The organism is Pseudoxanthomonas sp. 134C1 (genome assembly GCF_057773065.1).
Window position 1 is genome coordinate 21,821 of the sequence record NZ_JBYMTH010000014.1, and the last position, 23,206, is coordinate 45,026.

Genomic DNA, 23,206 nt, shown 5'->3' on the forward strand with positions numbered 1-23,206 from the left:
AAAGGTCAGCGTAGACGCAGGCGCGGGTACTGCGCCCACTGGCTGGTGTCGGAAAGCACGGCGCGGTCGCCGGGACGCAGGCCGCTGCGGATTTCGATGCGATCGCTGGAGGCGGCGCCGAAGCGCACCGCGGCCTGACGCGCCTCGCCGTCGCCCTCCAGCACGAACAGGGTGCCGGGGCTGCCGGGTACGGCCAGCGTCGGGCGCGGGATGCTGACCACATCGCGCAGCACGCCCAGGCGGATGCGGCCGTCGACCGAAAGATCGGGGCGCGCGCCGGCCGGCAACGGGTGGCCCAGGTCGGCGTCGATGGTCACGCTGCCGTTGCGCACCGCCGGATCGATGCGGGTGAGGCGGCCCTGCACCACGCCGTTGCGGGTATCCACGCTCACCGCCAGATCCAGCGACAGATCCTTGGCCAATACCTCCGGCACCTGCAGCCGCGCGATCAGATCGTCCGGGCGCGCGACCCGCGCCAGCTTGGCGCCGACCGCGACCTGCTGGCCCGGCTCGACGTCGATCTGCTGGAGAATGCCGTCGGTGCCGGCGCGCACTTCCAGCGCCGCGACCTGCTGGCGCGCGATCGCCAGGGTGCTCGCGGCTTCATCGCGCCGCGCCTGCGCCGCGCGCAGTTGGGCGGCCATGTTCTGGCGGAACGCGGCCACGCGCCGGGTCTCGATCTCGGCGCGTCCCTGCTGGGTGGTCTCGGTGATCTGTGCCTGGCGCAAATCGATCCGCGACATCACTCCGGCGGCGTGCGCGCGTTCGTAGGCCTGCGCCTTGACCTCGGCGATCCGCCATTCCGATTCCGCCTGCGCCTGCTGGGCCTGCTGGTCCAGCAGTTGCGACGCCAGCGACGTCCGCACCGAGGCGACCTCCGCCTCGGCGCCGGCCAGCGCCGCTTCCGCCTTCTCCAGGTTGGCGGTCAGTTCCGGATTGACCATCCGCAGGATCACGGTGTCGGCGCTCACCCGGCTGCCGGGCTGCACCCGCACCTGTTCGAGCGTGGCGACCGCGCCGGCGGTGATCCAGCGGATGTCGCGCGGCACCAGCGTCCCGGTCGCGCGGATCTCGCGGACCATGTCGCCGCGCTCCGCCGCGCCGATCCACAGGCTGCCACGCTCCACCTTGGGCGCGGCCTGGCCCACGCCGAGCACGGCGACGGCGGCGACCGCCAGCAGGAACAGGATCGGGCCGCCGATGATCAGCAGGCGGCGGCGCGAGGAGGAACGTGTTGGCGTGCGTGCAATGTCCATGCGGTTATCACTGCAGACGGCGTGCCAGATGCGGACCGCGCGCAAGTGACTGAACCGCTTGCGGCTTTTCGCGGGACGGACGCGCGATGCTGTCCGATACCGGACGTTCGGCGTCCGCTATCGGGCATCGCCGGTACGCGGGCCGTGGACGAACAACCGACAAATGCTTGGGACAGAAGAAAGGCGACCGCGGTTGTCCGATCGGTTCCCCGGCCTAGGATCGATCCTCGCCTTGGGAGGGGAATCCGGATTTCCATGTCATCGACGCACGCTTCACCACGCCCCCCGCTCGCGCGGATCATCGCGACGACGCATCGAACCGGGGCTTTCCGGCTCGCGGTCTGCCTGGCCCTTCTGTGCCCGCCGACCCGTGCGGCCGACTGGGGACGACAGGTCCGGGCGCCCGAGGGCGCGCCCAACATCGTGCTGATCCTGCTCGATGATGTGGGCTTCAGCGATCCCGACAGTCTGGGCGGCGTGGCGCGGACCCCGGCATTCTCCCGGGTCGCGCGGGACGGCGCGCTGTTCACCAACTTCAACACCACCGGCATGTGTTCGCCGACGCGGGCATCGCTGCTGTCCGGGCGCAACCATCACGCGGTGGGCTTCGGCCGGGTCGCCGACTGGGCCACCGGCACGCCCGGTTACAACGCGGTCTGGAAACCCGAAGCGGCGTCCATCGCGCGGGTGCTGAAGGATCACGGCTACAGCACCGCCGCGATCGGCAAATGGCACAACACGCCGGAGTGGGAAGTGTCTCCCGCCGGACCGTTCGATCGCTGGCCCACCGGCCTGGGCTTCGAATATTTCTACGGCATCATGAATCACGGCGGCGACAACCAGTGGGAACCCGCCAGCCTGTATCGCGACACCACGCCGGTGGAGCCGGAACACGTTCCCGGCCGCGAATACCACCTGACCGGCGACTTCGTCGATCAGGCGATCACCTGGCTGCGCACCCGGGAAGCGGCGGCGCCGGACAAGCCCTACTTCCTGTATCTGGCGACCGGCGCGGTGCATGCGCCACATCATGTGCCCAAGATGTGGATCGATCAGTACCGCGGCCGCTTCGATCAGGGCTGGGATGTGCTGCGGCGGGAGATCTTCGCGCGCCAGAAGCGCCTCGGCCTGTTGCCGGCGAATGCCGAACTGACCGCACGCCCCGCCGAGATTCCCGCCTGGGACTCACTCACGCCGGAGCAGCGCCGCGTGTTCGCGCGGCAGATGGAGGTGTTCGCCGCCTATCTCGCCCACACCGATCACGAGATCGGCCGCCTGCTCGATGCGGTGCGCGGCGCGCCCGACGGCGACAACACGATCATCGTCTATGTCGCAGGCGACAACGGCGCCAGCGGCATGGAAGGCATCCACGGGCACATGGATGCGACCGCCGGCCACGAAGCGCAGCTCGCCCATCTGGACGAACTCGGCGGCCCGCTGCATTTCAACGACTATTCGTCCGCCTGGGCGTGGGTGGGCAGCACGCCGTTCCAGTGGATGAAGGAAGTCGCTTCGCACTTCGGCGGCCTGCGGGTGGGCATGGCGGTGTCGTGGCCCGCGCGTTTCGCGGCGCGGGCGCAACCGATCGCACGGTTCTCGCACGCCAACGACGTGGTGCCGACCCTGCTGGAGGCGATTGGCATCGCGTTGCCGGAGCGCGTCGACGGCATCGTCCAGCGACCGCTCGACGGCGTCAGCCTGTTGCCGCTGCTGGACGGAAAAACACTACCGCCCGCGCATCGGGTGCAGTACTTCGAGATGCTCGGCAACCGCGCGCTCTATCAGGATGGCTGGATCGCCAGCGCGCGCCACATGACGCCCTGGATCAAACCCTATCCGGAAGGCTTCGACGCGGACCGCTGGGAGCTATACGACCTGGAACACGATTTCAGCCAGGCCCACGATCTGGCCGCGCGGTATCCGGAGAAGCTGGCCGCCATGAAGCGGCGGTTCGACGAAGAGGCGCGCAGGAACCAGGTGTTCCCGCTTGCCAACTACGTCGAGGGCGCCGACCACGGCGCGCCCAGCCTCGCGGATGGACGCACCCGCTTCGATTTCGTCCCGCCGCTGCCGCGGCTGCCGGCCAAATCGCTGCCCCGCCTGCCGCGCTCGAGTTTCCGCTTCACCGCGGAAGTGGAGACAGGCGTCGACGGTGCAACGGAAGGCATGCTGGCCGCCTACGGCAGCCGCCTGGGCGGCTTCGCGTGGTACCTGCGCAACGGCAGGCCGACCTTCGCCAACAACGTGTACGGGCGCGACCGCGTCCTCGTGTCGGCGGAGCAGGCGCTGTCGCCGGGCATGCATCGGCTGGAACTGGATTTCGCGCGCGATGCCTCCGGCAGCGGCGGTGTCGTCCGCCTGCTCGTCGACGGCCAGCCGGTGGCGCAACAGCGCGTGGCGCGCCTGGGGTCGTCGGTGCTGGGTTCCTTCGGGGTGGGCCGCGCCTATACCTCGCCGATCAGCGATGACTACCGCCTGCCGTTCGCCTTCACCGGTGCGCTGAAGCGCCTGAGCCTGCAATTGCGCTGACTTCCCGCCCCGGCGGATCCCTATCCCCCTTTTCCCGAGCCGGCAGGCCTTCCCTGAATCGGCTTGGCCGGCCGGGTCGGCGAACTGGTCATAAAGGACTGACTTAGTTCCGCAATAAAACGAACTGACCGTTGAGAACCAGTGCATAGGCTGCAGTGCGTCGCCCAGAAGTTCTTCGCTCACCCACTGCCCATAGACTTCGGTGGTATCAAATGAAGGTCACGCTCCACTCAGAGGCCCTATGGATGAGGGTGATGCCATCAGCGCGGTCCACTGCAGGACCATAGCCAAGCTCAGACCCATGCAGCCCAGGCCGATGGCAATGGCATAATCGAGTCTGGTTGATAACAAGAATGCATAGATGTCCACGGAGAGCTATGACCAGCTCGCGATCTTCCTGATCGTTGCTCGCGAACGCAGCTTTACCCGCGCGGCGGCGAAGCTCGGCATGTCGCAACCGGCGTTGAGCCGTTCCATGCGTCTATTGGAGGAACGGCTGGGTATCAGGCTACTGGCTCGCACGACCCGCAGCGTCTCCCCGACCGAAGCAGGAGAGCACCTGCTCCACGTGATTGCGCCCAGATTCGAAGAGATCAACACCGAGCTGGCGCTACTAAGTGCGTTTCGGGATAAGCCTGCGGGCAAGCTGCGCATAACTGCGGGCGAGCACGCGGCGATCACGGTGCTTCAACCGGTACTGGCGAAGCTGTTGCCGGAAAATCCCGATCTCCACATCGAGATCATCGTGGACTATGGGCTAACCGACATCGTGGCCGAGAACTTCGATGCCGGCGTGCGACTGGGCGAGGCGGTCGCCAAAGACATGATTGCAGTGCGTATTGGCCCCGACATGCGCATGGCCGTTGTTGGTTCTCCAGACTACTTTACCCGACACCCGCGCCCGAGGACTCCCCACGATCTGACAGGGCATAACTGCATCACTATCCGCTTGCCGACCTATGGGGGGATCTATGCCTGGGAGTTCGAGAAGAAGGGCAAGGAGCTGAAGGTGCGCGTAGAAGGCCAACTGGTGTTCAACAACATCGCCATGCGCCTGGACGCAGCGCTCAAAGGCCTTGGGCTCGCCTACATGCCGGAGGATTTGGTTTTGACCCACATCCAGGAAGGTAGCCTCATTCGTGTTCTTTCGGATTGGTGTGAACCATTCTCCGGCTACCATCTTTACTATCCGAGCAGGCGACAGAGCTCACCGGCATTCACGCTTTTCCGTGATGCCTTGCGTTTCGTGGGATGATCCGCAGCCGGTTGCCTCCTGACCCAGGCTTTCCGGATTGGTCTTGTTACTCGAACCTTCCACGGATTGCGTCGAGGTCGCGAACGACCGTGGCAGGTTCCCTGGCCAGTGGCAGGTTGTTCCGGTCCTTGATCCCATCATGGCCGTCCATAGGATCGGTCGGCAGCGCCGAGAACAATGACTCCAAATCAGTTTGCGCAGCCCCTCTTTGGGCGACCAGTTCAAAGGTCTTGTGGTTCGCGGCGGACGAGGTCAATGAGGCAACCAGAACCTGGGCAATCTGGGCACGGGCAACCACACCGTCGGAAGGAGAGCCCGCCCAGTGTGTGTCGCCTTGTCGCAATACCAGGCGCTGCTGGTCGGGCGCGTTGTAGTCGAACCATCCGGGCCGCACGATGGTGTAAGACAGCCCGCTGGCACGCACGAGCCGTTCCCCGCGGCGCTTCCAGTCGTGCCCGACGCTGGATTTGGTCACGCCGACGGCGGTCATTAGGGCGATTCTTGCCGGAGACTTCAGGACGCTCAGGACGTTGCGCACCGCGCCGTAATTCACCTCCTCGGCGCCCTTCGGATCGTTTCCTCCGACACCGTGGGTGAAAATGATGCCGGTGACACCCGCGACGGCCTCATGTAGCGTCTCAGCCCGGGTCAGGTCGCCGACGACGATCTGTACGTCGTCGGGAAACAACCTGGCCTGCGCCGGATCGCGCACCAGCGCCCGGGTCTCGTAGCCTCTCCTCAGCGATTCCGCGACAGCCGGCACCCCGATGCTTCCGCTTGCGCCGATGACCAGGACAATAGGTTGATCTGTACTCACGTTTGCTCTGCCGTTCTTGGACTGCACGTCCGCTTGCGATGGCCGCGATCCTGCGATGGCGGTTCCCGGCGCCACCAGGGGCACCAGCAGGAACGCCAGCAGCACAGCCAAGGTCGGTCGACCCATGTCGGACAAGCCTATGCTCATGAACACTTGGGCGATCTGCCAACGCGGAAGGCTCAGGTTGAACCCGAACCTTCCCGCTTCACAGGGTTCGCGCGTAGAACGTCGTCAGCTTGCCGATGGTGGCGTCCACGTACTTGTCGACCCAGTAGGTCTCGATGTGCGTGGCCCCATCGATCTTGAACAACTCCTTGTCCTCGGCACCTGTGGCCTTGGCGAAGGCATCCTCGGTCATGTAAAGGCTGTCAGCCTTGCTGCCGGCGATCATCAGCAGGGGCTGCGCGATCAGTTCGATCTGGTCGATGGCGTCCCAGCGCATCAAATCGAACAGGCTGCTGGTGGTGTACTTGAAGGTCGAGCCGGGGTGCGCGTGGGTGCGCCAGTAGTACTCGTAACCCTGCCGGTACATCTCGAAAGGCAGCGCCGCGATCTGCTCATCGGTCATGTCAGCGTCACCGGAATAAAGGATGGTTCCTCCGGCCTTCTCCTGCGCGCGTGCGTCTGAGGCCTGTTCGAGGCGCTGCTGGATTGTATCCAACTGCGAATCGGCGAAGCCCTCGCGACGAACGCGCCCGGAATTGAACATGCTCAGCGTCGCCACTGCCTTGAAACGCTTGTCGGATTTTGCCGCAGCCAACGAGTAGCCTCCACCGCCGCAAATGCCGAGCAGCCCAAGGCGTTCGGGATCTACGCCCGGATAGCGGGTGATGTAGTCCGCCGCGCCGTGAATGTCCTCGATTCGGAACTGTGGTTTGTCCGTGCTGCGCGGTTCGCCGCCACTTCCACCCTGGTATGCGGCATCCATTGCGATCGTGATGTAGCCCAACTCGGAAAGACGCTGTGCATGCAGGCCCGCGGTCTGTTCCTTGACCCCACCATTGGGATGGGCCACCACGATCGCGGCGTACGTCTTCTTCGGGTCGTAGTGGGCCGGTGTGTAGACGTTGGCGACAATCTTCAAACCGTTGAGGTCGTATTCAACCGGGTGGATATTGACCTTGCCGGGCTCGTTCTTCGTTATCGCGTTTTCATAGACCAGCGAGAATGGATGATTCTTATAGTCGAAGGCGACTGCGGCTGCGGCGGCGGTCATTGCGGGAACTCCCATGATGGCAATTGAAAACGCAAGCCCGGAGGCTCCAAGGAACCCGCGCCGGGTCTTGTTGAAGACTTCATTGTTCATTTGTGGCTCCTTCTCAACAAAGCGGATGAGTGCAAGCGGGCACATCAGTCCAAATGTTTATCTACGAGAAATTTCGACACCTGGTCAGCGATCTGGACATTATTGAGATCCGACATCAGGAAGTGCGTATTTCCTCGGATGCCGATTTCCGGCAAATGCACGATCTGCGCGTCGCCACCATGTTTATTGATGGCATCGACCCAGAGCTTGGCCATGGCCAAGCGCACTCGCCAGTTGTCCTGTCCTCGTTCCGCCGTCGGTTCGGTCGGGAAGTTGTCGCCGTAGTAGATGACGATCGGTATGCGGGTGAGCTTCTTGAAATCCGCCAGCGGCACCGACTCGGGCGACAAGGTGCCGGCAGCGCTCGGCATTGCTGGGGGCAACTCGCCTTCCGGGAAGATGAATCCACTGCCAGGTTCGAGGGCGACAATGCCCTTGACGTTCTGGCTCTTGATTGCCGTCAACCAACCCGGTCCGCCCGCCTGCGAATGCGAGAACAGGATGCCGGGGCCCGTCTTGTCGAACAGTGCGGCCATGGCATCTGAGATCACGCCAGCATCGTAGGGACCGGTGTTCGGGGTGACCGAACGGAAGAACTGATCCAGCGTCTCGGGCTTGCGGTCGAACTGGACGTTGTCGAAGTAGTCAGGCCACTTGCCGATCCGGAATTGATCGAAGAAAAGCTGATCGAAAGGTATGGGCTCGATCTTCGCCTCTTGCATACTGTTGCCCGCACGACCACGACGCGGCTGATCGACCAGATACACAGGGAAGCCTCGACGCAGGAAGATCGTCTGGAAGCCTTCACGTCCGTCCGAGGTGGTTTCCCAACTGCGCGCAGACTGGAACGCGCCATGCAACATGACGATGGGCAGCGGCCGCGGGTTCTGCGGCATCTGATAGAAGGCGTAGAGGTGATCGCCGTGGAACGTCTGTCCCGCGGAGGTCGGACGATTGTTGTCGTAGGTCCCGGGCGTCCTCATCACCCTGCCGCCGACGGCGAAGCTACCTTGGTCCTGGATCACCAGGGGACCGGTGGTACTCAAGCTGACGGCGGGGGTCGCGCAAGCGGCAAGCGAGGTCAGCGTCATGAGAGTCAGCAGCACTTGGGGAAAGTTCATGGTCAATGCTCCGACGCAGCCGCAAGCGCCTGCGTCAGGGCCGCGCTCGCACGCTCGGCTGTCTGGGGGTCGGCGTGCTCTGCCAGAATCCGAACGACCTGGCGCAGTTGTGCCGCGCTCAGGCCCACACGCATGCTGGCGCCCATGTGCGAGCGCAATTGCGCCTCAACACCCGGCATCGCGGCCAGCGCCCCGACCGTGGCCAGTTCACGGCTTTGCCAATCCAGGTTGTCTCGCTCGAAGATGTCGCCGAACAGGTGCGCTTGCAGGAACTGGTTGATGGCCGGCGCGAAGTCTGTCACTGCATTTTTGACCGGGCCGCCGGAAATCTTCGTCTGGTTGGCCTTACCGATCGCGATCAGTTCATCGCCTGTCGCGACTGCGCGGCTTGGCAGGCGCCCCGGCGCATCCTCGATGCCGCACGCCTTGCGTGCTTCGGCCACTTTCAGCAGTTCGCCCAGTGCATTGAGGCTGCGTGGAAAGCCTGCGTAGGCATAAAGCTGCACAAGGATTTCCTTGACCTCGCTGATGGTCAGTCCCGCCTCCAGCCCTTGGTTCAAGGCGACATTGAGCTTGGGCATGTCGCTTGTGGCCATGGCGGCCGCGATCAAGGGAATCGCCCGCTGTTTTTCGGAAAGCGTTTCGGAAGCGGATTGTTTCTGCGTCATGATCTGCGGGTCCACGGTGTTCTGCGCGACGGCATACGGCGCAGTCGTCCATCCCAGAAACAGCGTCAATGCCGCAGCCAGCCCTTTGGAATGGCGGCGGTCAACGAGCGTTGTATTGTTCATCGGTCACCTTCTCCATCCATTCCACGCTATTGCCATCCACCGAGCCGGTCATGGCCAGGTGAGTCATGGCCGTGTTCGGCCCGGCGCCGTGCCAGTGCTTGACGCCGGCTGGGCACACGACCACATCACCGGGGCGGATTTCCTGCACGGGCTTGCCCCATTCCTGGGTCAGACCCACACCAGCGGTTACTACCAGCCGTTGGCCCGCCGGATGCGTATGCCAGGCGGAGCGCGCACCGGGATCGAAAGTCACGTAGGCGAGCGAGACGTCATTGATCTTCTCGTCGTCGGCGAGCAGGGGGTCGACACGCACGTGTCCGGTGAAGGATGTGATGGGGCCGAAGGTGGAAACCTGTTCGCCGACGCGGGTGATCTTCTGCCCACCCGCCTCGCTAGATTGCGCGACCGTCGTTGCGACGCAGATCGCGAATCCCAATAGTGTTCTGGTCATCAGATAGTGCTCCACGGCCCTTCGTCGTTGAGCCGACAGAAGCAAGATAGGCACTGCCATTTAATAGATAAATAGCATCATTCGAATAGAACTAATTCTTTATTGATATAAGTTGACCAGACTGACAACGGCCGCGACAAATCTTTGCTGCCTTTCCACGATGCCAAGTCTCCGGCCACCAGACTGAAGGACGAGCCATGACTTTGTGAGCACAACCGTTCGTCGGTTCGTGGGGCGATCCCGTTTACATACTGTGTAGCACAAAGTACTGTTCGCAAAACTTTACGGGGTGGGACATGGTGGAAGCACGCGACAACCCGGGATCCAAGCTGGAACTGGAGCTGCGGCGCGGCGTGCTGGTGCTGGCGGTGCTGTCGCAGCTGCGCGGGTTCCAGTACGGCTATTCGCTGCGGCAGGCGCTGGCCCAGCGCGGCATGCCGATCGAGGAAGGCACGCTGTATCCGCTGCTGCGGCGCCTGGAAGGCCAGGGGGTGCTGGCCTCGGAGTGGCGGATCGAGGACGGCCCGCCGCGCCGCTACTACCGCTTGAACGACGCGGGCGAGGCGATGCTCGCCGAATTGAAGGCCTATTGGGATTCGCTGGTCGGGACCATGGGCGGACTGCTGCAAGGGGACGGGAAATGAACGTGAACGACGTGATCGATGCCTATGTGATCGATGTGATGCGCCGCCTGCCCGCACGCGAGCGCAATGAAATCGGGCTGGAACTGCGTGGCCTGCTCGCCGAGATGCTGGCCGAACGCGCCGATGGCGAAGGCCGGCCCGCCGACGATGCGATGGTGCTGGCGCTGCTGCGCGAATTCGGCACGCCGGCCGAGGTGGCCACGCGCTACCGCCCGCCGGGCCTGGTCGCCATTCCTCCTCAGGAAACCGGCAAGTTCGCGCTGATCGCGATCATCGGCCTCGTCATCCAGTGGGCGATCAGCCTGCCGCACGTGTTCGATGGCCGCCTGCCGCTGGCCGGCTGGTGGCTGGGTCCGGGCCTGGGCGCTTTCTGGTGGCCCGGCTTCATGATCATGTTCACCCTGCTCGCCGCGTGGCTGCGGCAGCGCGGCTGGTTCAAGTCACGCTGGCGGCCGCGGGCGGTCGATCCCGAACGCGTCAATCGCGGCGCGCTCGCCTTTGGCCTGGCGTGGTTCGTGATCGGCGTGGCCGTGGTGGTGTCGCTGCCCTGGCTGGTGCCGCATCTTCCCGGCGCGTTGCCGCGGGTGCTGTCGCTGGATCCGGATTTCCTGCGGATCCGCGCCTGGCCGGTGCTGCCGTTGTGGGCGGCCAGCTTCGCGATCCTGGCGGCGGTGCTGGTGCAGGGCCGCTGGTCGCCGCTCATGCGCAAGCTGGAGATCGTGTCCAGCGCGGCCTTCATCGCGCTGCTGGTCTGGTGGGTCGCCGCCGGCCGCATGTTCCAGGCCACGCCGACCGATCAGGGTGCGCGCGGCATCCTGGCGCTGATCGTCGTCATCATGCTGGTGGACCTGGGGGTCCGCCTGCATCGCGGCCGTACCCGCATCCGCCTGCCGGATCCTTCCGGCTGACATCACCGGCCGGCGCCGCCGGCCTTCCCGCTTCCCCTGCAAGGAGTCCCGCCATGCTTCGCGCGTGTCTGCTTTCGCTCGCCCTGATTCCGGCCAACCTGGGCCTGGCCAACCTCGTTTTCGCGGATGAATCCGCCCCGTCTCCGTCCACGTTCGTTCCGCCACCCGCGCCGGGCGAACTCGTCGACATCGGCGGACGCCGTCTGCACCTGGACTGCAAGGGCGACGCGGCCGCTCCCACCGTGCTGTTCGAGGCCGGGCTGTCGCAGTACACCGCGCGTTCGGGCTTCTCCAAGGCGCAGGACGCCATCGCGCCGTTCGCCCGCGCCTGCACCTATGACCGCGCGGGACTGGGCTGGAGCGATCCGGTTCCCGGCGCCCGCACGCAACAGGACATGGTGGCGGATCTGCACGCACTGATCGCCGCGAAGAAACTGCGGACGCCATTGGTGATCGTCGGCCATTCCGTCGGCGGGCTGCTGGCGCGACTGTACGCGCGGGAATATCCGGACGAGGTCGCCGGCCTGGTGCTGGTGGACGCCAGCCCGGAGCCGTATCTGTTCACTCCGGGCGCGGCGCGATTCCGCACGGGGCTGGCGGCGGAAATCGATGCCGGCTTGAAGAAGGCGCAGGGCGAAGGTCCGGTCGTGCCGCTGCCGGCCGACGTCGAACCCGACATCGTGGTGGCGTTCCTGCCGCGCGTGCTCGCCACGGTCAAGCAGGAATACGAAGCGCTCGATCGCGTGCCCGCCGCGATGCAGCAGGCGCATGGCTACGGCACCCTCGGCGATCTGCCGCTGGCGGTGATCCGGCGCGGCAAGACCGAGACGCCGCCGAACGCGGAGGATCTCCAGTGGCGCGGGTGGCAGGAAGATCTGGCGACCCTGTCCACGCGCGGCTTCCTGGTGGTCGCGGAAAACACCGGCCATGTCATCCCGTACGAGAATCCGGCCGTGGTCGCCGAGGCGGCGCGCCGGATCCTTGATGAGATCCGGCTCGACGAGGTTCGCAAGCCTTGACCGGCACCGCGCCGCACCGCGCGACGATCAGCGCGGTGCGTGCGCCTCGAACGCCACGCGCGGGCGCGGGTGCAGGTGTTCGCTGCGCAGCGCGCCGGGCGACTGGCCGATGATGCGCTTGAACGCGCGGCTGAAGGAGGCTTCGGAGTCGTAGCCCAGGCGATTGGCCGCCACCGCCACCCGCATGCCTTCCTGCGCGATCCAGCGCCGCGCCTGGAACATCTTGATGCGGGCGACGTAGCGTGCCGGGGTTTCCCCGAGCGTGCGGGTGAAGGCTTCGGCGAAGCGGGAGCGCGACGCGCCCATCAGTCCGGCCAGCTCCGGCACGCTCCAGTCGCGTTCCGGCTCGGCGTGGATGGCCGCGATCACCCGCCCGATCGACGGACAGTGCACCGCGGCGATCCAGCCGGAGGAATCGCTGCAACCGCATTCCACCCACGCGCGGATGATGCTGGCGGCCAGCACGTCGGCCAGCCGCGCCATGATGCCGCACGCGCCGATGCGATCCAGCGAGACCTCGCGCTCCATCGCTTCCAGCATCGCCGGCACGGTGGGATCGCGTTGCGCCAGTTCACCCGCGCGCATCATGTCCGGCATCATCGCCAGCAGCGGATGCAGGGGATCCAGGTTGAAGCGCATGCTGCCGCAGAACATCACGCTGCGCGCGGCGGGATCGACGTCGGCGTCGTCTCCGGTCTTCACCAGGTAGAGGTTCTCGGAAACGGGCACGCGCGCGAACGCGTCGATGTCGATCGTCGGCACGTCCGGATCGCTGGCCACCACATGGAAGCTGCCCCGCGGCAGCAGCACCGCGTCGCCCGCGTTCAGGCGCACCCAGTCCGTATCCGGCAGCTTCAGCCAGCCGCCGCCCTGGGCGACGAAATGGAAACTCGCTTCGCGGCGTGCGGGAAAGGCGATCGCCCACGGCGCCCGCATCACGCAGCGACCGTACTCGACCCCGTCCAGACGCAGGTCGAGCAGCACTTGGGTGAGCAGGTCGCGGCCGCTGGTCGCTTCGGATGCGGGAGACGGAGGCGTCGCGGATTTGGACGAATGAGCAAGCATTCAGGTCTTTCCGGCATGGAAACGCCAGCATCATACGCCTAATCTGCGAATCCGCCCCCCACAGGCTTCCCCCTTGTCCTCCCCTTCCTGCACCGACTGCACCGCCGACGCGCTCCTGGATGACGTCGAGGCGCTTTCCTCCACTCCCCCTGTTTCCGCCCCGTACGCCGAGGCCGAAGTCCCTGCCCGCTGGGCCGCCGTGACCTCGCTGGCGCTGGGCGTGTTCGGGCTGGTCACCGCCGAATTCCTGCCGGCCAGCCTGCTCACCGCGCTCGCCACCGACCTGTCGATCAGCGAAGGCGCCGCCGGGCAGACGGTCACCGCCACCGCACTGATCGGCGCGGTCGCCGCGCCGTCGATTCCCCTGCTGACCCGGCGTCTGGATCGCAAGCACGTGATGCTGGCGCTGACCACGCTGCTGGTGCTGTCCAACGCGATCGCGGTCACCGCCGACAGCCTGTGGCCGCTGCTGGCGGCGCGGGTGATGCTGGGCGTGGCGCTGGGCGGGTTCTGGTCGATGGCCGCGGCGCTGGCGATGCGGCTGGTGCCCGAATCGAAATTCCCGCGCGCGATGTCGTTCATCCTCACCGGCGTCTCGGTCGCCACCGTCTGCGCCGCGCCGGTGGGTGCGTGGATGGGCGAGCTGTGGGGTTGGCGCAGCGCGTTCATCGCCGCCGGCGCGCTCAGCGTGATCACCCTGCTGGCGCAGGCCTTCACCCTGCCCGCGCTGCCACCGACGGCCAACCCGGATCTGCGCGTGCTCGGCCAGTTGCTGACCCGTCCCGGCGTGCGCATGGCGCTGTTCGCGGTCCTGCTGGTGATCTCCGGCCACTTCGCCGGCTTCACCTACCTGCGCCCGCTGATGGAAAACGTCACCCACCTGTCGGTCGGCGCGATCTCGGCGGTGCTGCTGGGCTATGGCATCGGCGGCTTCTTCGGCAACTTCGCCGGCGGCTATCTGGCCGGCCGCAGCGAACGGACCGCGATCGTGTTCGGCGGAACCCTGATCGCGCTGCTCGCGATCGGCCTGCTGCTGGCCGGGCATTCGACCGTCGTCACCGCCATCGCGATCACCCTGTGGGGATTCGCGTTCGGCGCGTTCCCGGTCGGGTTCCAGATCTGGATCATCCGCGCCGCGCCGGATCAGGCCGAAGGCGCGGGCGGCCTGCTGGTCGCGGCGTTCCAGATCGCCATCGCCACCGGCGCCATCGGCGGCGGCCTGTTGGTGGATCATGTCGGCGCGATCGGCGGTCCGCTGTTCGCGGTCATCATGATGACCCTCGGCACCCTGCTGACCCTGCGCCACGGGCCGCGTCCGGCAAGCTTCGCCGCCGGCGAGGCGATGCCTTCGCGCCAGGGTTTCCACTGACCATCACGAGCCGCGCATGTCCACGCCCGCCAACCCTCCGCTCAACCGCCGCATCACCCTGGCCGCGCGCCCGCGCGGCCTGCCGGTGGCGACCGACTTCCGCCTGATCACCGAGCCGGCGCCAACGCCCGGCGAGGGCCAGGTGCTGCTGCGCACGCTGCACCTGTCGCTGGATCCGTACATGCGCAACCTGATGGATGAAGTCGGTCCGGGCTATGCGCCGCCGCTGGCGCTGGGCGATGTCATCGTCGGCGGCACGGTCAGCCGGGTCGGGGCTTCGCGCCATCCCGGTTTCCGCGAAGGCCAGGTCGTGCTCGCCAACGCCGGTTGGCAGGACTATGCGCTGTCCGATGGGTCCGACCTCGCCCCGCTGGACGGTCTGCCGCATCCTTCACTTGCCCTGGGCGGCCTGGGCATGCCCGGCTTCACCGCCTACGTCGGACTGCTCGACATCGGCCAGCCGCGCGCGGGCGAAACGGTGGTGGTGGCCGCGGCGACCGGCGCGGTCGGCGCCGTGGTCGGCCAGCTCGCGAAACTGAAAGGCGCGCGCGTGGTCGGCATCGCCGGCGACGCGGACAAGTGCCGCTTCGCGGTGGAGGAACTGGGCTTCGACGCCTGCCTGGATCGCCGCGAGGGAAATCTGGCCGAACGGCTCGCCGCCGCCTGTCCCGACGGCATCGACGTGTACTTCGAGAACGTCGGTGGCGAGGTGCTGGACGCGGTGCTGCCGCTGCTCAATCTGCATGCCCGGGTGCCGGTATGCGGTTTCATCGCCCACTACAACGATCGCGACGCCGCCGGCGCCACGGACCTGCGTCCGCGATTGCTGGCGACGATCCTGCAGAAGCGCGTGCGCCTGCAGGGCTTCATCATCCTGGACCACTATGCGGACCGCTTCGACACCTTCCGCCGCGACATGCGCGGCTGGATTGCCAACGGCGACATCCGCCTGCGCGAAGACGTCGTGGACGGGCTGGAACAGGCGCCGGCGGCGTTCGCCGGCCTGCTCCAGGGCCACAACTTCGGCAAGCTCGTGGTGCGGGTGGCGGACTGACCGCATCCGTCCCGGAAAGGACGATCCGCTATCATCCGCGCACATTCCCAATGCAGGAACGGACGTGGATTCGATTCGGGTACCGGTATCGATCGGTGAGCTGGCGGACAAGATCACCATCCTGGAAATCAAGGCCGAGCGCATCACCGACGAAGGCAAGCACCGCAACGTGCTCGCGGAACTGCAGGACCTGCTGCCGCTGTGGGCGCCGATCGCCGCGCGCCATCCGACCATGGCCGACCTCAAGGTGCAGCTGAAGCAGGCCAACGAACGCATGTGGGACGTGCAGGACGCATTGCGCGAGAAGGAAGCCGCGCAGGTGTTCGACGATGCCTTCATCCAGCTGGCCCGCGCCGTCGCGCAGCACAACGGCCAGCGTGTGGGCCTGAAGAACGCCATCAACCAGCAGGCCGGATCGACCTTCGTCGAAGAGAAGGAATACCGCGCCGAGGGCTGAGCACGCCGGCGCGCCCGGATTCACCGGCCCTTGCTCGCTCCCGCCATCGCGACCGGTTAGCCTGTCGCGATGGACGCCCTGCTCACCGCTTCCGCACGCGCCCTCGCCGCCGGCGATGCACTGGGCGCGCTCAAGCGTGTCGCCCTGCGCGAGGATCCACCGGCGCTGGCGTTGCGCGGCATCGCGATGGCCCAGCTCGGCGAGCACCCGCGGGCGCGCGAACTGCTGCGTCGTGCCGTGCGCGGCTTCGGCGCGCGTGAACCGCTGTCGCGGGCGCGCTGCGTGGTGGCCGAGGCCGAAGTCGCACTGGCGATGCGGGATCTGGATGCCACGCCGCGCGCGCTTGAAAGCGCCGTCGCGATCCTGGAAACGCATGCCGATCACGTCAACGCCAACCAGGGTCGCCTGGTCATCGCGCGCAGGCAGTTGCTGCTGGGCCGCCTGGATGCCGCCGCCGCCACGCTGGCGGTGCTGGCGCGCGGCCGGCTGTCGCCGGCGCTGGCCGCGATCGCGCAGCTGGTCCGGGCCGAACTGGCGCTGCGCGCGTTGCGTACCGGCGCGGCGCGGGCCGCGCTGGAACGCGCCGACGAAGCGGCCATCCACGCCGGGATCCCCGCGTTGCGCGCGGAAGTGGCCGACGCGCGTTCGTTGCTCGCCCGTCCCGCGGCGCGGCGCCGGCACGCCGAAGGCGAGCGGCCATTGCGGCTGGATGAAGTGGAGGCACTGCTGGCTTCCGGCGCGCTGGTGATCGACGCCTGCCGGCGCGGACTGCGCCGCGACGGTGCGTGGTATCCGCTGGCGCGGCGGCCGGTGCTGTTCGCGCTGGCGCGCACTCTGGCCGAAGCCTGGCCGGGCGATGCCAGCCGCGAACACCTGATCGAACAGGCCTTCCGCACGCGCGATCCGGACGAAACCCACCGCGCCCGCCTGCGGGTGGAACTCGGCCGCCTGCGCGCGCTGGCAGCGCCGCTGGCCCGCATCGAGGCCACCACGCGCGGCTTCGCCCTGATCCCGCACGACGCGCGCGAAGTGGCGTTGCTGGTGCCGCCGCTGGAAAGCGGACAGGCCGAACTGCTGGCGCTGCTCGCCGACGGCGCCGCCTGGTCCACCTCGGCGCTGGCGCTGGCGCTGGATACCAGCCAGCGCACCGTGCAGCGCGCGCTCGCCGAGCTAGAGGCCGGTGGCCGGGTCCGCGCGGTCGGGCGTGCCCGCGCCCAGCGCTGGGTCGCGCCGCCGCTGACCGGATTCACGACGATCTTGTTACTCCCCGCCGCACTGCCGGCTGGCTAGAGTGTGCCCATCGCGCCACGACCGGCGCACATCGCAGGAATCCAGGCCATGAACCGCACCGCCTCCCGTTCCCCCGCCCCGGCCAGGGCCGCCGAGATCGTCCGCGAATACGCGATCAACGACAAGGAAGGCATCCACGGCGTGACCCACGACGGCACCCGTGTCTGGGCCGCCACCAACGAGCGACTGATCGCGTTCGATCCGGACAGCGGCGCCGCCGTCCGCAAGCTGGAACGTCCCTGCGACGCCGGCACCGCCTTCGACGGCAAGTACCTGTACCAGATCGTCGATTCGCGCATCGAGAAGATCGATCCGGTCAGCGGCGACGTCGTGTCCTCGATTCCCGCTCCGGCACAGGGCGGCAACACCGGTCTGGCCTGGGCCGAAGGCAGCCTGTGGGTCGGCCAGTACCGCGATCGCCGCATCCATCGCATCGATCCGGCGACCGGCGCCATCCAGCGCACCATTGAATCCAACCGCTTCGTCACCGGCGTCACCTGGGTGGACGGCGAACTCTGGCACGGCACCTGGGAAGGCGACGAAAGCGAAATCCGCCGCATCGATCCGGACAGCGGCGACGTGCTGGATCGCTTGCAGATGCCGGCCGGCGCCCACGTGAGCGGCCTGGAATCCGACGGCGCGGATCTGTTCTATGCCGGCGGCGGCGGCAGCGGCAAGGTCCGCGCGGTACGCAGGCCGCGACACGCCGCGTGACGCCCCGCGCGGGCGATTGAAGCGCCGCGCACGTCGTCTCCCCGATGTCTTTCCACCTCTCCCTTCGACAAGGGGGACAGGGACGGCTTTGCCTTTCCGCGAAGGAAGAAGGCGCGTCCCGACACCCGGATGGCCGCTCAGTCCCCGCCGCCACCCGCATCGCGCCACCCCGTTCCTCCCCCGATGGCTCTACCCACATACCAGGAGCAGATCATGAATCTCGTTGCCGACATCCCCGCCACCGCCCCCCGTCTCGTCAGCCGCGAACAGTGGTTGAAGGAGCGCCTGCAGCTGCTCGCGCGTGAAAAGGAACTGACCCGCCTGGGCGATCGAATCGCCGAGGAGCGCCGCGCCCTGCCGTGGGTGAAGGTCGAGAAGGACTACGTGTTCGACACCGTCGACGGTCCGCGCCGGCTGGACCAGTTGTTCGACGGCCGCCACCAGTTGCTGGTCCAGCACTTCATGTTCACGCCGGGTCGCGACCAGGGTTGCCGCAGTTGTTCCTACATGGCCGATCACCATGACGGCGCGCGGGCGCACCTGGCCCAGCGCGACACCACCCTGCTGGTGATCTCGCGCGCGCCGCTGGCCGACATCCAGCGTTTCCGCGCGCGCATGGGTTGGCGGTTCCCGTGGGTGTCCTCGTTCGGATCCGATTTCAACTACGACTTCGGCGTGAGCTTCACCCCGGAGGACATGGCGACCGGCGCAGTGGACTACAACTACGCCCACCAGTACTTCCCGCATTCGGAAGCCCCCGGCATCAGCGTGTTCCATCGCGATGATTCCGGCACCGTCTTCCATACTTATTCGCGTTTCGGGCGCGGCGTGGAAGTGATGATGGGAACGTACCCGCTGCTCGATCTCACCCCGAAGGGCCGCGATGAAGCCGGTCTGGAAGACACGATGTCGTGGGTGCGCCACCACGATCTCTACGAGCAGGCGGGCAAGACCGCCTGCGGCTGCCACGGCTGATCGCGGGCACCGGCGCGGCGGCATGAGCACGCTCTGGCCCTGGCTGATGATCGCCGGACTCGGCGCCCTGCATGGGTTGCATCCGGCCAATGGCTGGATGTTCGCCGCGGCCCGGGCGACGCGCGCCGACCGCGGCGGCGAAGCCTGGCGCGCATTGATTCCCATCGCGCTGGGACACGCGGCGGCGATTCTCGTGATCGCCGCCGCCTTCGCCCAAGGCCTGAAGGTGGATCCTGATCTCACCGCACGGTTCGCCGGGTTGGCCCTGCTCGGGCTGGCCTGTCATCGCCTGCTGTGCGGAAAGCGTGCGCATGACAGTGCCACGACGGAGCGAATGGGCACGGCAGGACTGGCGCTGTGGTCGGCGTTGATGGCCACCGCGCATGGACTCGGCATGGTTCTGGTTCCGGCACTGGTGCCGCTGTGCCTGTCCGCCGGCCCCTGGCGCGAATTCGCCGGCAGCGGGGCGTCATCGCTCTTGCTGGCCGCCGTCGCGCTGCACATGGTGGCGATGCTCGCGGTCACCGGCGTGCTTGCCCACGCCACCTGGCGCGGATTGCGCACAGGTACCCGCCGCTGGCGGGGCGCCACCTGCCGTCACCTGTGGACGCTGGCACTGGGCGTCATCGGCACGCTGCTGCTGGTATCGCCCTAGCTCCGCCGGCATCTCTTTGCGGTTCCGGAACGATCATGTATACACTGTATACATGACACGCCTGACCACCGCCGAGAAGATTCTCCGCGCCGCCCACCGGCTGTTCGACCGCGAAGGCGCCGAGGCCGTGAGCATGCGCCGGGTGGCCGAGGCGGTGGGAGTCACGCCCATGGCGATCTACCGCCATTTCCCCAATCGCGAAGCGCTGCTCAAGCGGCTTTCCGACGATAGCTTCAATGCCGCCGCCAAAGACTGGAAGGCCCGCTCGCATCATCCGGATCCGATGGAGAGGCTGATCGCGATCGCGGATCCCTATCTGGAATACGCGCTGTCCCATCCGCATCTGTTTGATCACGCGTTCTCCGAGCCGCGCGAGGATGCGCGGCGCTTTCCGGAGGACTTCCGCGCAGGCTTGTCGCCGACCTTCAATGTCGCCGTCGAGGTCATCCGCGAGCAGATGGCTTCCGGCTTCCTCAAACCCGACGACCCGCATGACGTCGGCATGGCGATCTGGGCGCAGCAGCATGGCCTGATCGCGCTCTATCGCGCCGGCCGCTTCAGTTTCGATGAAGCGCAGTTCCGCGCGTTCTACCGGACATCGCTGGAGCGGCTGCTCGAAGGGCTCAAAGCACGGGCGCGCTCACCCGCGCCCCGTGGCCGCGCCAGGCGCGCGCCCACATGAACATCACCGCCGGGACATCCCACCCATGTTGAAACGAACAAGCGCGATCCTGCTGTCGTTGTTGCTGGCGCTCGCGGGCCAGGCGTCAATGGCCAGGTCCAATGATGCGCCGCTGGTGATCGAGCACGTCACTATCCTGCCGATGACCCGGGACGGCGCGCCCATCCACGACGCCACGCTGGTCATCCGGGACGGACGCATCCACCAGATCGGAGCCGCCGCCTCGATCCGCCCGCCCGCGGGCGCCATCCGCATCGACGGACGGGGCCGCTGGCTGATGCCCGGGCTTGCCGACATGCATGTGCATGTGCTGAACCGCGGCTACGGGCGCCAGTTGCCGCTCGGCAAGGTGTTTCCCGCCGACTACATGCGGACAGCGGACCTGATGCTGCCGTTCATCGCCAACGGGGTGACCCAGATCCTGGACATGAGCGCCTCCGACTACACCCTCGCGCAGCGCGACGAGATCGAGCGGGGCGGCGTGCTCGGGCCGCACGTGGCCGCGGCCTCTATGGTGGATGGCGATCCGCCGGCATGGCCGATGGATGCGCGCGTGGCGACGACGCCGGAGGCGGGTCGCCGGGTGGTGCGCGATATCGCCGCCGCCGGCTTCCCGTTCGTCAAGGTCTACAGCGGCCTGGCGCTGCCCGTGTACGCCGCCATCGCCGACGAGGCGCCACATGCGGGTGTGCGCGTGGTCGGCCACCTTCCCCACGCCGCGCGAGACCATGCGGAGGAGGTGCTGATTCCCGGCATGTCGATGGTGGCGCACGCCGAGGAATTCGGCCGGCTCGGCGAGCAGCCCAACGATGCCGACATCGAACACTACGCCGTATTGAGTCGAAAGCATGGCATCGCGGTCGCAACCACACTGGTCACCAACGTGATGATCGCGCGCCAGACCCATGACGCCTCCGTGGTCGCCAAGGCGGACGGCATCCGGTACCTCCATCCGGAACTCAATAACTACTGGCTTCACGCCAATCGCTATACCCGCGATGTGACGCCAGGGAAGATCGCCCACCGCGATGGTCTGGTCGATTTCAACCAGCGCCTGGTCCGCACGCTGGCCGCCGCCGATGTGCCACTCATGACGGGCACGGATTCGATCATTCCCGGCGTGGTCTACGGATTCAGCCTGCACGACGAGTTGGAACTGCTGGCGAAAGCCGGCATCCCCCACCGCAAGGTGCTGGAAAGCGCCACGCGCGTCCCGGCGGAGTTCCTGGGGGTCGCCGACGACCGCGGCACGGTCGAGGTGGGCAAGCTCGCGGACCTGGTGCTGCTCGACGCCGATCCGCTCGCGGACATCCGCAATACCCGCGCGATCGCGGCGGTGTTCTCCCGGGGACGCTACCTGGCCCGCGCGGAGCTCGACGGGATGATGGAAGAACTGGCGGAGCGCTATGCGCGGCTGGCGCCCGCCGGGAAGGTCGACAGCGCCTCCGCCGAAACACACAGATGATGGAGGCGACCTTCGCGGCCGCCTCCGGTTTCCGCGGCGAGGCTAGCCCTCGGCCTGTTCAAGTCGCCGCACCTTCGAGAGGTAGGGCAGCGCGAACAGATACAGCCCGGTGATCATCAGCAGGATCAGCGGGAACAGCGCCATCAATCCCACCCAGGTGGACTGTTTCTGCATCGCCAGGGCGACGAGGTTGGCGAGCACGGTCAGGGTGAAGATGATCGACAGCCAGCGGTGGAACTGACGGATCCACTTGTTCATCGGGATTTCCTCTGGACTTGGCCCGGGACGCCCCGGGCGGGCACGCACGTTGCCGGACGGCGTTGCGCCCGCGCGGAGTCACGCGACCGCGGGCGGGACGAACGGGATTCAGTGCTTGCCGCGGCGCGACTCGATCATCTTCCAGCCGTTGCCGGAGGGATCGCGGAAATTGGCATCGACATTGCCGTAGCGTTCTTCCGGCGGCTGGGTGAATTCCACCCCGCGCGCGCTCAGCTGTTCATAGGCCGCGCGGCAATCCTCGACGTCGAGGATCAACGGCGGCATCGCGCCCTTGGCGACGATTTCGCGCACGGTCCGCACGGTGGCCGCGTCAAGCAGGGGTTCCTGCGGCTTGAACAGGCCCAACTGGAACGACGGCTGTTCCGGATGCTGCACGGTCAACCAATGATAGTCGCCACCGTTCACGTCGGTGTGGACGCGAAAGCCCAGCTTGCCGACATAGAACTCCAGAGCCTCGTCCTGATCGCGGACGTACAGCCCAACCACTCCAACACCCTGACTCATGTGACCTCCGGTTTCGATGGGGCGGTCTTTGTAGCATCGGCCTCCCGCCGCCGCTTCTCCGAAACTGCGATGGTGAGATCCGGGCGATGCGCGGCGCTGGCGTAACAGGCGGGCATCCGCCGCGCCGCCTCACGGGCGAGTTGTTCGCGCGCACGGGTTTGGCTTGGACTTTCGCCGGTGATGTCGCGGAACGTGCGGCCGAAAGTGCCGAGGCTGGTCCAGCCGGTCTGCAGGGCGATGTCGAGAATCGGAAGTCCGGTGTCACGCAGCAGCGCCCTGGCGCGTTCAATACGGCGGGTGAGCAGATAACGGTGCGGCGGCACGCCGAAGGCGTCCTTGAAACAGCGCGCGAAGTGCGCCTCCGACACATGGCTCACCTGCGCCAGCCGCGACACCGGCCAGTCCTCGTGCGAGGCGGCGTCCATCCGATCCTTGGCGCGCAGCAGGCGACGCAGGAGTTCGGGGTCCTGGCCGGTGCGTGCCCTGTCGGCTTGCGATCGTTCGGATGTCGCCATGGGATTCCTGTCTCGGCCGGGGCGAACGCCGTCGGCGGGGGCAACCATACCCCAAAGACCGGCAAGGTCGAGGGAGGTCCTGGCC

24 protein-coding genes are annotated in these 23,206 nt (G+C 66.9%); 14 read left to right on the forward strand and 10 right to left on the reverse strand.

Annotated elements, in window-relative coordinates:
* Positions 1-5 precede the first annotated feature (5 nt).
* Positions 6-1,256 carry an efflux RND transporter periplasmic adaptor subunit gene (locus tag AC3DEZ_RS19730; protein WP_488389722.1) on the reverse strand — a complete coding sequence of 417 codons (1,251 nt, stop codon included), beginning with the start codon at positions 1,254-1,256 and terminating at the stop codon, positions 6-8.
* A gap of 255 nt (positions 1,257-1,511) precedes the next feature.
* On the opposite strand from AC3DEZ_RS19730, the gene AC3DEZ_RS19735 reads away from it, so the two are divergent.
* Together AC3DEZ_RS19735 and AC3DEZ_RS19740 are read left to right on the forward strand one after the other, a co-directional pair.
* A complete protein-coding gene (locus AC3DEZ_RS19735; protein WP_488389723.1) occupies positions 1,512-3,785 on the forward strand; it encodes an arylsulfatase in 2,274 nt (757 codons plus the stop codon).
* 361 nt (positions 3,786-4,146) lie between these two features.
* Entirely contained in the window at positions 4,147-5,040 is an 894-nt protein-coding gene (locus AC3DEZ_RS19740; protein ID WP_488389724.1) for a LysR family transcriptional regulator, read from the forward strand.
* Between the two features lie 46 nt (positions 5,041-5,086).
* Here the strand turns inward: AC3DEZ_RS19740 and AC3DEZ_RS19745 are convergent, their stop codons facing one another.
* From AC3DEZ_RS19745 to AC3DEZ_RS19765, 5 genes are read right to left on the reverse strand one after another with little or no spacing between them, the layout of a single operon-like run.
* Complete coding sequence (locus AC3DEZ_RS19745; protein ID WP_488389725.1) at positions 5,087-6,004, reverse strand: SDR family oxidoreductase; 918 nt, start codon at positions 6,002-6,004, stop codon at positions 5,087-5,089.
* 58 nt (positions 6,005-6,062) lie between these two features.
* Positions 6,063-7,163 carry an alpha/beta hydrolase gene (locus tag AC3DEZ_RS19750; protein WP_488389726.1) on the reverse strand — a complete coding sequence of 367 codons (1,101 nt, stop codon included), beginning with the start codon at positions 7,161-7,163 and terminating at the stop codon, positions 6,063-6,065.
* A gap of 44 nt (positions 7,164-7,207) precedes the next feature.
* Positions 7,208-8,284, reverse strand: a complete 1,077-nt coding sequence (locus tag AC3DEZ_RS19755) for an alpha/beta hydrolase (protein ID WP_488389727.1) — start codon at positions 8,282-8,284, stop codon at positions 7,208-7,210.
* A gap of 2 nt (positions 8,285-8,286) precedes the next feature.
* Positions 8,287-9,075, reverse strand: a complete 789-nt coding sequence (locus AC3DEZ_RS19760) for a carboxymuconolactone decarboxylase family protein (RefSeq protein WP_488389728.1) — start codon at positions 9,073-9,075, stop codon at positions 8,287-8,289.
* The gene (locus AC3DEZ_RS19765) at positions 9,053-9,526 is read right to left on the reverse strand and encodes a (R)-mandelonitrile lyase (protein WP_488389729.1); all 474 of its coding nucleotides are present in this window, start codon (positions 9,524-9,526) and stop codon (positions 9,053-9,055) included. Before AC3DEZ_RS19765 ends, AC3DEZ_RS19760 begins: the two co-directional genes overlap by 23 nt.
* 296 nt (positions 9,527-9,822) lie before the next feature.
* On the opposite strand from AC3DEZ_RS19765, the gene AC3DEZ_RS19770 reads away from it, so the two are divergent.
* From AC3DEZ_RS19770 to AC3DEZ_RS19780, 3 genes are read left to right on the forward strand one after another with little or no spacing between them, the layout of a single operon-like run.
* On the forward strand, positions 9,823-10,170 hold the full coding sequence (locus AC3DEZ_RS19770; RefSeq protein WP_488389730.1) for a PadR family transcriptional regulator: 348 nt from the start codon (positions 9,823-9,825) through the stop codon (positions 10,168-10,170).
* A complete protein-coding gene (locus AC3DEZ_RS19775; protein ID WP_488389731.1) occupies positions 10,167-11,078 on the forward strand; it encodes a hypothetical protein in 912 nt (303 codons plus the stop codon). Before AC3DEZ_RS19770 ends, AC3DEZ_RS19775 begins: the two co-directional genes overlap by 4 nt.
* 53 nt (positions 11,079-11,131) lie before the next feature.
* Complete coding sequence (locus AC3DEZ_RS19780; RefSeq protein ID WP_488389732.1) at positions 11,132-12,097, forward strand: alpha/beta fold hydrolase; 966 nt, start codon at positions 11,132-11,134, stop codon at positions 12,095-12,097.
* Between the two features lie 27 nt (positions 12,098-12,124).
* On the opposite strand, the gene AC3DEZ_RS19785 is transcribed toward AC3DEZ_RS19780, so the two are convergent.
* Positions 12,125-13,162: an AraC family transcriptional regulator gene (locus AC3DEZ_RS19785; RefSeq protein ID WP_488389733.1), complete on the reverse strand. Its 1,038-nt coding sequence runs from the start codon at positions 13,160-13,162 to the stop codon at positions 12,125-12,127.
* Between the two features lie 73 nt (positions 13,163-13,235).
* On the opposite strand from AC3DEZ_RS19785, the gene AC3DEZ_RS19790 reads away from it, so the two are divergent.
* The 9 genes from AC3DEZ_RS19790 (at position 13,236) to AC3DEZ_RS19830 (ending at position 21,823) form a co-directional block, all read left to right on the forward strand.
* Positions 13,236-14,531 (forward strand): MFS transporter, encoded by a 1,296-nt coding sequence (locus tag AC3DEZ_RS19790; protein ID WP_488389734.1) that lies wholly within the window; start codon positions 13,236-13,238, stop codon positions 14,529-14,531.
* 16 nt (positions 14,532-14,547) lie between these two features.
* Positions 14,548-15,585 carry an NADP-dependent oxidoreductase gene (locus AC3DEZ_RS19795; RefSeq protein WP_488389735.1) on the forward strand — a complete coding sequence of 346 codons (1,038 nt, stop codon included), beginning with the start codon at positions 14,548-14,550 and terminating at the stop codon, positions 15,583-15,585.
* A gap of 64 nt (positions 15,586-15,649) precedes the next feature.
* Positions 15,650-16,042 carry a DUF6165 family protein gene (locus tag AC3DEZ_RS19800; protein WP_488389736.1) on the forward strand — a complete coding sequence of 131 codons (393 nt, stop codon included), beginning with the start codon at positions 15,650-15,652 and terminating at the stop codon, positions 16,040-16,042.
* Positions 16,043-16,111: 69 nt separating this feature from the next.
* Entirely contained in the window at positions 16,112-17,332 is a 1,221-nt protein-coding gene (locus AC3DEZ_RS19805) for a helix-turn-helix domain-containing protein (RefSeq protein ID WP_488389737.1), read from the forward strand.
* Positions 17,333-17,380: 48 nt separating this feature from the next.
* Positions 17,381-18,046: a Vgb family protein gene (locus AC3DEZ_RS19810; RefSeq protein ID WP_488389738.1), complete on the forward strand. Its 666-nt coding sequence runs from the start codon at positions 17,381-17,383 to the stop codon at positions 18,044-18,046.
* Positions 18,047-18,259: 213 nt separating this feature from the next.
* Positions 18,260-19,021 carry a DUF899 domain-containing protein gene (locus AC3DEZ_RS19815; protein WP_488389739.1) on the forward strand — a complete coding sequence of 254 codons (762 nt, stop codon included), beginning with the start codon at positions 18,260-18,262 and terminating at the stop codon, positions 19,019-19,021.
* 22 nt (positions 19,022-19,043) lie between these two features.
* Positions 19,044-19,676 (forward strand): hypothetical protein, encoded by a 633-nt coding sequence (locus AC3DEZ_RS19820; RefSeq protein WP_488389740.1) that lies wholly within the window; start codon positions 19,044-19,046, stop codon positions 19,674-19,676.
* A 52-nt stretch (positions 19,677-19,728) separates the two neighbouring features.
* The gene (locus AC3DEZ_RS19825; protein ID WP_488389741.1) at positions 19,729-20,358 is read left to right on the forward strand and encodes a TetR/AcrR family transcriptional regulator; all 630 of its coding nucleotides are present in this window, start codon (positions 19,729-19,731) and stop codon (positions 20,356-20,358) included.
* Between the two features lie 25 nt (positions 20,359-20,383).
* A complete protein-coding gene (locus tag AC3DEZ_RS19830; RefSeq protein ID WP_488389742.1) occupies positions 20,384-21,823 on the forward strand; it encodes an amidohydrolase family protein in 1,440 nt (479 codons plus the stop codon).
* Between the two features lie 42 nt (positions 21,824-21,865).
* On the opposite strand, the gene AC3DEZ_RS19835 is transcribed toward AC3DEZ_RS19830, so the two are convergent.
* From AC3DEZ_RS19835 to AC3DEZ_RS19845, 3 genes are all read right to left on the reverse strand, one after another.
* Positions 21,866-22,081, reverse strand: coding sequence for a hypothetical protein (locus AC3DEZ_RS19835; protein WP_447103590.1), 216 nt, complete (start codon positions 22,079-22,081; stop codon positions 21,866-21,868).
* A 108-nt stretch (positions 22,082-22,189) separates the two neighbouring features.
* Positions 22,190-22,606 (reverse strand): VOC family protein, encoded by a 417-nt coding sequence (locus tag AC3DEZ_RS19840; RefSeq protein ID WP_488389743.1) that lies wholly within the window; start codon positions 22,604-22,606, stop codon positions 22,190-22,192.
* On the reverse strand, positions 22,603-23,121 hold the full coding sequence (locus AC3DEZ_RS19845; protein WP_488389744.1) for a helix-turn-helix transcriptional regulator: 519 nt from the start codon (positions 23,119-23,121) through the stop codon (positions 22,603-22,605). Before AC3DEZ_RS19845 ends, AC3DEZ_RS19840 begins: the two co-directional genes overlap by 4 nt.
* Positions 23,122-23,206 lie beyond the last annotated feature (85 nt).

What these genes read in the sequence shown, in the direction of transcription:
- AC3DEZ_RS19820 (WP_488389740.1), top strand. Translation starts at nt 19,044, where the DNA reads ATGAGCACGCTCTGGCCCTGGCTGATGATCGCCGGACTCGGCGCCCTG.
- AC3DEZ_RS19825 (WP_488389741.1), top strand. Translation starts at nt 19,729, where the DNA reads ATGACACGCCTGACCACCGCCGAGAAGATTCTCCGCGCCGCCCACCGG.
- AC3DEZ_RS19760 (WP_488389728.1), bottom strand. Translation starts at nt 9,075, where the DNA reads ATGAACAATACAACGCTCGTTGACCGCCGCCATTCCAAAGGGCTGGCT.
- AC3DEZ_RS19730 (WP_488389722.1), bottom strand. Translation starts at nt 1,256, where the DNA reads ATGGACATTGCACGCACGCCAACACGTTCCTCCTCGCGCCGCCGCCTG.
- AC3DEZ_RS19775 (WP_488389731.1), top strand. Translation starts at nt 10,167, where the DNA reads ATGAACGTGAACGACGTGATCGATGCCTATGTGATCGATGTGATGCGC.
- AC3DEZ_RS19840 (WP_488389743.1), bottom strand. Translation starts at nt 22,606, where the DNA reads ATGAGTCAGGGTGTTGGAGTGGTTGGGCTGTACGTCCGCGATCAGGAC.
- AC3DEZ_RS19735 (WP_488389723.1), top strand. Translation starts at nt 1,512, where the DNA reads ATGTCATCGACGCACGCTTCACCACGCCCCCCGCTCGCGCGGATCATC.
- AC3DEZ_RS19835 (WP_447103590.1), bottom strand. Translation starts at nt 22,081, where the DNA reads ATGAACAAGTGGATCCGTCAGTTCCACCGCTGGCTGTCGATCATCTTC.
- AC3DEZ_RS19750 (WP_488389726.1), bottom strand. Translation starts at nt 7,163, where the DNA reads ATGAACAATGAAGTCTTCAACAAGACCCGGCGCGGGTTCCTTGGAGCC.
- AC3DEZ_RS19815 (WP_488389739.1), top strand. Translation starts at nt 18,260, where the DNA reads ATGAATCTCGTTGCCGACATCCCCGCCACCGCCCCCCGTCTCGTCAGC.
- AC3DEZ_RS19765 (WP_488389729.1), bottom strand. Translation starts at nt 9,526, where the DNA reads ATGACCAGAACACTATTGGGATTCGCGATCTGCGTCGCAACGACGGTC.
- AC3DEZ_RS19805 (WP_488389737.1), top strand. Translation starts at nt 16,112, where the DNA reads ATGGACGCCCTGCTCACCGCTTCCGCACGCGCCCTCGCCGCCGGCGAT.
- AC3DEZ_RS19740 (WP_488389724.1), top strand. Translation starts at nt 4,147, where the DNA reads ATGTCCACGGAGAGCTATGACCAGCTCGCGATCTTCCTGATCGTTGCT.
- AC3DEZ_RS19795 (WP_488389735.1), top strand. Translation starts at nt 14,548, where the DNA reads ATGTCCACGCCCGCCAACCCTCCGCTCAACCGCCGCATCACCCTGGCC.
- AC3DEZ_RS19810 (WP_488389738.1), top strand. Translation starts at nt 17,381, where the DNA reads ATGAACCGCACCGCCTCCCGTTCCCCCGCCCCGGCCAGGGCCGCCGAG.
- AC3DEZ_RS19785 (WP_488389733.1), bottom strand. Translation starts at nt 13,162, where the DNA reads ATGCTTGCTCATTCGTCCAAATCCGCGACGCCTCCGTCTCCCGCATCC.
- AC3DEZ_RS19745 (WP_488389725.1), bottom strand. Translation starts at nt 6,004, where the DNA reads ATGAGCATAGGCTTGTCCGACATGGGTCGACCGACCTTGGCTGTGCTG.
- AC3DEZ_RS19830 (WP_488389742.1), top strand. Translation starts at nt 20,384, where the DNA reads ATGTTGAAACGAACAAGCGCGATCCTGCTGTCGTTGTTGCTGGCGCTC.
- AC3DEZ_RS19845 (WP_488389744.1), bottom strand. Translation starts at nt 23,121, where the DNA reads ATGGCGACATCCGAACGATCGCAAGCCGACAGGGCACGCACCGGCCAG.
- AC3DEZ_RS19755 (WP_488389727.1), bottom strand. Translation starts at nt 8,284, where the DNA reads ATGAACTTTCCCCAAGTGCTGCTGACTCTCATGACGCTGACCTCGCTT.
- AC3DEZ_RS19770 (WP_488389730.1), top strand. Translation starts at nt 9,823, where the DNA reads ATGGTGGAAGCACGCGACAACCCGGGATCCAAGCTGGAACTGGAGCTG.
- AC3DEZ_RS19780 (WP_488389732.1), top strand. Translation starts at nt 11,132, where the DNA reads ATGCTTCGCGCGTGTCTGCTTTCGCTCGCCCTGATTCCGGCCAACCTG.